Annotated in this window: 5 protein-coding genes and 1 tRNA gene; 4 read left to right on the top strand and 2 right to left on the bottom strand. The window is 46.1% G+C overall.

What is annotated here, in order from left to right; translation table 11 throughout:
- Positions 1-725: 725 nt before the first annotated feature.
- Positions 726-1496, bottom strand: coding sequence for a carboxypeptidase-like regulatory domain-containing protein (locus VIM87_RS22750; protein WP_331999227.1), 771 nt, complete (start codon positions 1494-1496; stop codon positions 726-728).
- A gap of 151 nt (positions 1497-1647) precedes the next feature.
- Between VIM87_RS22750 and VIM87_RS22745 the strand changes: the two genes are divergently transcribed.
- The 4 genes from VIM87_RS22745 to VIM87_RS22730 all read left to right on the top strand — a co-directional run bounded on the left by VIM87_RS22745 (position 1648) and on the right by VIM87_RS22730 (position 4492).
- Positions 1648-1719 (top strand) — tRNA-Met (locus VIM87_RS22745).
- A gap of 187 nt (positions 1720-1906) precedes the next feature.
- Positions 1907-2773 carry a GTPase Era gene (era, locus tag VIM87_RS22740; protein ID WP_331999226.1) on the top strand — a complete coding sequence of 289 codons (867 nt, stop codon included), beginning with the start codon at positions 1907-1909 and terminating at the stop codon, positions 2771-2773.
- A gap of 93 nt (positions 2774-2866) precedes the next feature.
- Positions 2867-4180 (top strand): ribosome biogenesis GTPase Der, encoded by a 1314-nt coding sequence (gene der, locus VIM87_RS22735; protein ID WP_331999225.1) that lies wholly within the window; start codon positions 2867-2869, stop codon positions 4178-4180.
- Positions 4181-4288: 108 nt separating this feature from the next.
- The gene (locus VIM87_RS22730) at positions 4289-4492 is read left to right on the top strand and encodes a hypothetical protein (protein WP_331999224.1); all 204 of its coding nucleotides are present in this window, start codon (positions 4289-4291) and stop codon (positions 4490-4492) included.
- Between the two features lie 149 nt (positions 4493-4641).
- Here the strand turns inward: VIM87_RS22730 and VIM87_RS22725 are convergent.
- Positions 4642-5851 (bottom strand): S41 family peptidase (locus VIM87_RS22725; RefSeq protein ID WP_331999223.1); only part of this gene is annotated, 1210 nt, incomplete at its 5' end.

Here is a 5851-nt window from a genome sequence, read left to right as displayed (position 1 = left end):
TTCCAGGGCTGGCATTTCCAGACTATTATCAGCTTGTTATATACTGCTGCCGGGATAACCGGTAACAGGGAATTTTTTGTTCAATGGTTTGTTCATTTAACCGGCCGGCCTTGTCCAGGGCCGGTATTACCTTATACTATTAAAATATTGCAGCTGGCGTATAAGCGTCAAGCCTGGATGTTGGTTTTCATATCATATGTGTAAGATAGAAATAGGCCGGCCTTTTCCAGGGTTGGTGGGTTATTTATGAGCATGTTGCCGTTTCCGTTGGCAATATGGTTTTGGTTTATTGAGGATTATGTTTTAATAGAAGAACAGACCGGCTTTTTCAAAAGCTGGTTCACTTTAAGCTATTAACGTATTTACTATAGCTGCCGGGAAAGCCGGCAGTAAAGTAGTTGATTATAGTTCATAGAAAACCGGCCGGCCTTTTTAAGGGTTGGTAGTTCTGGTAACTGACCGGTTAAGGGGTTAGCCGGTCAGGATTTGAGTTGTAAAAGATAAATGGACGACCCGCCTTGTCGAGGGCCGGTCTTATTTTATGTTGCGGTTAAGTTATTGAAGAGCCAATATTGTTAAGGTTATAAACGATCCGGCCTTTTCCAGGGCTGATCTTCTTTTAAGTTGGCAATAAGCGCAAGCATTTTTTAATTTAGGCTGGAGCCTTAATTCATACCTAATTAGGGCTCCAGCCTAAATTTTTGCCAAAGCGGTCAAACATCAGATCATCTATGGAAAAAGTCCTTCACTCGTTGCCACAGGTTCCGTTTGCGGACAAAAGCACCACCTGCAACTACTACATCTCCCGGGAGCGTATTTGAAGATACCTGCATAACCACTTCCAGTTTGTCAAACTGTTCCTTTGTACCGGTTAATGGCACCTCCTGTAACTCATATCCTATACAGTAAAATAGTAATGTGCCAGCTGTGCTGGCCCGGTTTTCTGGTATGTCGAGCTTGAACAGTCCGTTCATATCCGCAACAACGCCAGATGTAGTATTCATGAGCATAACAGTTGCTCCGGGTAGTGGTGCGCCGGTACTGTCTGTAATTTTTCCGCTAACCGTATGTATAATATCGCTTGCAGGAACAGTATCTCTTTTCGCAACAGGAGCTGTAGTTGACTCCGCCGTATTCATTACCGTTCCTGGTGTTTGTGCGCACGGTATAACAGGCTTACCCGCCTGCGCATCACTGTTAACGGCTGCAGTAACAAGCGCGGCCGTCATCACTGCAGCCGGAATAAATGGATTGTGGTGAGTTGTCCGCGGTGTAAGCAGGTCGCGATCCAATTGCGAAACAGTAAATCGCCCGCAGACCCTGCCACTGGTATTTTTAAAAACAGCAGCAACCTGTTCATCTGTAAGCTGCGTGAAGTCGATCACTGTTTTGTTACAATGATTGCAAAAGCGCCCCTCATTATTAAGTGTCATTTCATTCCAGGCCTGTTGGCACGGATTTGGGACGGTTAGGGATAAGGAAGATCGTTGGGCCATAAGGTTAGGTACGCTTGTGAGCTATTAATTTAATAAAGTATATGATGGCTGCCAAGCAGTTTCTGTGAAACAAGAAAAAAGCCCATGCTTCAAACTTTTTTTGAAAAAGATTTGGCAGTAATAAATCATCCCCTTACCTTTGCACCCACATTGCGAGGTAGAGCAGAGGTAGCTCGTCGGGCTCATAACCCGAAGGTCAGAGGTTCGAATCCTCTCCTCGCTACAAAAGAGAAGTCCCGGCAGAGGTCGGGATTTTTTGTTTAAGAGAGAAATAAGACATCCGTAGGTCGGTGGCCGGAAGTTCAACATCCTCTCATCACTACAAAAACATTTAAAAAGCCGGAGTAATTCGGCTTTTTTTATTTTATTTCGTTACGGCCTTATAAACCCTGACGGAAAAAATTACAGCAATGCACAAAGCAGGATTTGTAAATATTTTCGGTAAGCCCAACGCAGGTAAAAGCACCCTGCTCAACGCCCTTATAGGTGAAAAGCTGGCTATTATATCCCCGAAAGTACAAACCACCCGCCACCGCATCACCGGTATCGTTAGCGCACCGGAATACCAGATCGTTTTTTCAGATACCCCCGGCATCATTGATCCAAAGTACAAATTGCATGAGAAAATGATGGGCGCGGTAAAATCCGCCCTGGAAGATGCAGACGTAGCCTTGCTGATCATGGATGTGAAAGATAACGTAGCAGAGAACCTGGAGCTGTTTGATTCACTGAAGCTGAAAGCATCCTGCATACTGGTGCTGAATAAAATGGATGTGCTCGAAAAGGAGGCGCTGGCCGCCGTGCAGGCCCAGTGCGAAGCCTGGGGCAAAGCAAAAGTGGTCACTATCTCTGCAGTGCAGAAAAAGGGCATCCCTGAGCTGCTGAACCAGATCGTAGCCCTGCTGCCGGAAAGCGAACCTTTTTACCCGGACGATACCTTAACGGATAAGTCTACACGCTTTTTTGTAGGCGAGATGATCCGCGAAAAGATCTTCCAGCTGTTCCAGGAAGAAATTCCCTACCATACAACCGTGGTTGTAACCCAGTACCAGGAAAAACAAACGCTGGTAAAGATCACCGCAGAGATAGTGGTAACACGCGAAACGCAGAAAGCCATCATCCTGGGAGAAAAAGGAAAATCAATCCGCCAGATAGGCACCCTGGCCCGCCAGGATATCGAAAAGTTCATAGGACAAAAAGTTTTCCTGGAGCTGTTCGTAAAAGTTCGAAGCAAGTGGCGGGATAATGAAACGTTCCTAAGGGAATACGGATATTAATGGATTTTAGATGTACGGTTTACGATTTTAGATTTATCGTAGATCGTATTTCAAACAATCGTAAATCTAAAATCGTAAATCGAAAATTAAGTTATGTCAGGATTTACAGTCGCCATCGTCGGTCGTCCAAATGTGGGTAAGTCTACCCTGTTCAACCGTTTGCTGGAGCAGCGCAAAGCCATCGTGGATGATGTAAGCGGCGTTACCCGCGACCGTCAGTATGGTATTGCCGACTGGAACGGTAAAACGTTCAACGTAATAGATACCGGTGGTTTTGTAGCCAATAGTGAAGATATTTTTGAGCGGGAGATCCGCAAGCAGGTGAAAATAGCCATGGAAGAAGCCAACGTGCTGCTGTTCATGTGCGATGTAACCACCGGCATTACCGACCTGGATGCGGAAGTAGCAGATATGTTACGCCGTTCCTCCAAACCGGTATTCCTGGTTATCAATAAAGTAGATAACGGGGACCGCCTGCTGGAAGCTACCGAATTTTACAGCATGGGCTTTGAAAAGATCTTCTTCCTTTCCTCCATTACCGGTAGCGGTACCGGTGAGCTGTTGGATGAAGTAGCCGCCATAATCCCCGAAGAGCTGCAGGCAGAACCCAAAGATGGCGATCTGCCTAAAATAGCCATCATCGGCCAGCCCAACGTAGGTAAATCATCTTTACTGAATGCCCTGGTAGGCGAGGAGCGCAACATTGTTTCCGATATTCCGGGCACTACGCGCGATACCATCCATACCCACTACAAGCTGTTCCAGAAAGATTTTGTGCTGATAGATACTGCCGGTGTACGCCGCAAGAACAAGGTGCATGAAGATCTTGAATTTTATTCCGTGATCCGCGCCATTAAAGCCATGGACGATGCGGATGTGTGCCTGCTGCTGCTGGATGCCACCAAAGGCATTACTGCGCAGGACCTCGCCATCTTTAGCCTGGCTGTTAAAAAAGGCAAGGGCATGGTGGTGCTGGTAAATAAATGGGACCTTATAGAAAAGGAAACCAATACCGCCCGCGATTATGAGGCGGAGCTGAAGAAAAGACTGGCGCCCTTCTCCGATGTGCCCATCATTTTTACCTCTGTACCGGAAAAACAACGCATTTTCAAAGCTATAGAAGAGGCCCTGAAGGTATACGACAACCGCCAGCGGAAAATACCTACTTCCAAGCTGAATGATGTAATGTTAAAGGCCATTGAATCTTACCACCCGCCGGTAGTAAGGGGCACGCCTATACGTATTAAATATGTAACGCAGCTGCCCACACATACCCCCGCTTTTGCCTTTTTCTGCAATTTGCCGGATGATGTGAAACCGCCTTACAGGAACTATTTGGAGAACCAGCTACGCTCAAATTTTGATTTTCAAGGCGTTCCTTTAAGAATATTCTTCAGGAAGAAGTAATTATTGGGGAGAAAGTCCACAAGTATAACACATTATAAAAATACATATTTTATATTCAAATTTATTTATATAAATTTGCGTGATCTTAAAACTAATCACTTACAGAGTATGAAAAAATTATTCGTGTTCGCCATCGCTGCAGGTATGACCTTCGTAGCTTGTAACAGCGGTGCATCTTCAGAAACTACTGATTCTACAACTACAGCTGTTGACACCCTGTCTGCTGCTCCCGTTGATTCCGTAGCTACTCCTGCTGATTCAACTTTAGCTGACACAACTGCTGCTCCCGCTGATAGCGCTGCACATCACTAATTGTGTAGGAAGTTTGTAGCTTTCTTGCAAGAAGTTATTAAAAGGCCGTTCCGGAAGGAATGGCCTTTGTTTTTTTAGCAAATGGTATAAATAAAAAAGGGTGAAAAGCAGCACTTACTTTTCACCCTTTTTTATTTATAAATGTTAATCTATTCTTTCGCTTTCTCTAACTCCGTTACTGCACGTTTTACCAGCGGATCGCCGGCATTGATCACTTCATAGAAACCTTCGGTACGGTATAGCTGCCTTGCCAGCATGGTTTTAATACGGTCGCGGATCTCTGTTTCATCCTTAGCCGTTACGCGTTCTGTACGAATGCTGTCTTTACGGGCATAGCTCAGGAAATCATTATACAGCTCCGGCGTTACGGTAAACTGCCGGGTAAATCCGGATGCATCTTTATAACGGCTCAGCACATCCTGGTGGGTATTGTAATACTTGTAGGCAAAGTTGCTGAAGGTATTACGTGTGTACATCTCCGTTAATACCGCAGAAAAGCGGGAAGTATCAAAAGGTATAAATATATCCGGGGTAATACCGCCGCCGCCATATACCACGCGGCCTTTGGCCGTTTTATACGGGATGGTATCCGCCTGTTTAATACTGTCTTTGTTCAATAGCTCTCCATGCGTATAGCGGTTCATGATATCCTCATCATAAGCTTCGCGGCCGTTGCTGTAAGATTTTTGAATGCTTCTGCCGGAGGGAATGTAATAACGCGCCACGGTTAACCTTAACGCGCCTCCGTTGCTCAGGTCAAACTGTTCCTGCACCAGGCCTTTACCAAAAGTACGGCGGCCTATGATCACCCCGCGGTCCCAGTCCTGTATAGCGCCGGCCAGTATTTCGCTGGCAGAGGCTGAGCCTTCGTCTGTAAGCACTGCCAGGGCGCCTTTTTCAAATAACCCGGGCTTTTCACATTTATAATCTGTGCGCGGGTAGCTTTTACCTTTTGTATAAAGGATCAGCTTATTACCATCCAGCACCTCATCGGCAATACGGGTAGCAGCATCCAGGAAGCCGCCGGGGTTCTGGCGCAGGTCTATCACTAGCTTTTCCATACCCTGCCTTTGCAGCTTGCGCAGCGCATCCATAAACTCCTGGTAAGTGGTAGCCGCAAATTTGCTGATCTTAATATAACCTATCTTGGGTGTAATAAGGTAGCTGGCATCCACGCTGTACAAGGGAATTACGCCGCGTTTAATGCGGATGTCCACCAGTTTGCTGCGGCGCAGCATGGTCACTTTTACTTCAGATCCTTTAGGTCCCCGCAGCAGTTTGCGGATCTTGTCGGATGTAATGCTGTTGCCGGTCACCAGCAGGCTGTCGTTCACCCTAATGATCTTATCGCCTGTTAAT

Origin of the sequence: Chitinophaga sp., from assembly GCF_036569125.1 — a bacterium.
GTDB lineage: Bacteria > Bacteroidota > Bacteroidia > Chitinophagales > Chitinophagaceae > Chitinophaga.
The sequence above is the reverse complement of the archived record's forward strand: the minus strand, read 5'-3'. Positions and strand labels throughout refer to the sequence as shown.

Bases quoted from the DNA above. Each gene is read 5' to 3' on its own strand.
- VIM87_RS22730 (WP_331999224.1), top strand. From the start codon at position 4,289: ATGAAAAAATTATTCGTGTTCGCCATCGCTGCAGGTATGACCTTCGTA.
- era (WP_331999226.1), top strand. From the start codon at position 1,907: ATGCACAAAGCAGGATTTGTAAATATTTTCGGTAAGCCCAACGCAGGT.
- VIM87_RS22750 (WP_331999227.1), bottom strand. From the start codon at position 1,496: ATGGCCCAACGATCTTCCTTATCCCTAACCGTCCCAAATCCGTGCCAA.
- der (WP_331999225.1), top strand. From the start codon at position 2,867: ATGTCAGGATTTACAGTCGCCATCGTCGGTCGTCCAAATGTGGGTAAG.